The 1,136-nt window shown below is 47.5% G+C and carries 2 protein-coding genes; one reads left to right on the forward strand and one right to left on the reverse strand.

Annotation, left to right across the window (positions count from 1 at the left end):
• Positions 1-231, reverse strand: a 231-nt coding sequence (locus NZ772_19325) for an alpha-D-glucose phosphate-specific phosphoglucomutase (GenBank protein MCS6815709.1), incomplete at its 3' end; no start/stop codon positions are given.
• Between the two features lie 165 nt (positions 232-396).
• Between NZ772_19325 and NZ772_19330 the strand changes: the two genes are divergently transcribed.
• The coding region (locus tag NZ772_19330) for a glucose-1-phosphate thymidylyltransferase (protein ID MCS6815710.1) at positions 397-1,136 on the forward strand (740 nt) is incomplete at its 3' end.

Consider the following 1,136-nt stretch of genomic DNA (forward strand, 5'->3'; position numbering starts at 1 on the left):
GTTGGCAGCAGCCATCTTTAGGATGGTTTGAATGGCAGTGCGATTGTAAAAACGCCCATCCCCACCAACTACGAGGGTAGTACCTTGGTAGTTCTCCAAACTGTCAAATACTGACTGGACAAAATTCTCTAGGTAATGACGTTGCTGAAACACCGAAACTCGCTTGCGCAGCCCCGATGTACCTGGTTTCTGATCGCTAAAGGGTTGAGTTGCAACAGTGTTGATATTCATGATAAGCAGGCGATAGACCTGCCAAAATTTTAAGCCCTGAGGTACCCTTGCTGGATGTCCAATAGCTTTTGCCTAGCCAATCATTTTTCCACCAGATTTGCCCTATCAAAACAGGCAGTCAGACGGTAGAGTATGGGTGATCACCTCTCCCAAACGCTCTATTCTATGAAGGCAATTATTCTCTCTGGTGGTAAAGGCACGCGCCTTCGTCCTCTGACTCACACTGGTGCAAAACAACTGGTGCCAGTTGCCAATAAACCAATTCTTTGGTATGGCATCGAAGGCATTGTAGCTGCGGGGATTACAGATATTGGCATTATCATTAGTCCAGAAACGGGTGGTGAGGTACAGGAGAAGACGGGCACGGGCGATCGCTTTGGTGCAACTATCACCTATATCTTGCAAGACAAACCTTTAGGACTAGCCCATGCGGTCAAGGTGGCTCAACCCTTTCTAGGAGATTCATCCTTTGTGATGTATCTAGGCGATAACTTGGTGCAAAGTGAGTTGAGTTTATTTCTGGAAGGGTTCAAATCAGCGCAGTTGGATGGATTAATCTTGCTCAAGTCAGTGCCTAATCCCACAGCTTTTGGGGTAGCGGAAGTGGATGCCAATGGGAAAGTTGTGCGCTTGGTAGAGAAGCCCAAAGTGCCCCCCTCAGACTTAGCCCTAGTAGGAATTTATTTCTTCTCGGCGCAAATTCATGAGGCGATCGCCCAAATTAGGCCATCTGCTCGAGGAGAGCTAGAAATCACCGATGCTATTCAGCAATTAATCGTCAGTGGCAAGTCTGTAGAAGCGCGGACGATCGACGGTTGGTGGCTTGATACCGGGAAGAAAGATGACCTGCTAGAAGCAAATCAAATCATTCTGGATAGCTGCATTACCCTAGATATCGCTGGTTC

The sequence above is a fragment of the Cyanobacteriota bacterium genome, assembly GCA_025054735.1.
Lineage (GTDB): Bacteria > Cyanobacteriota > Cyanobacteriia > SKYG9 > SKYG9 > SKYG9.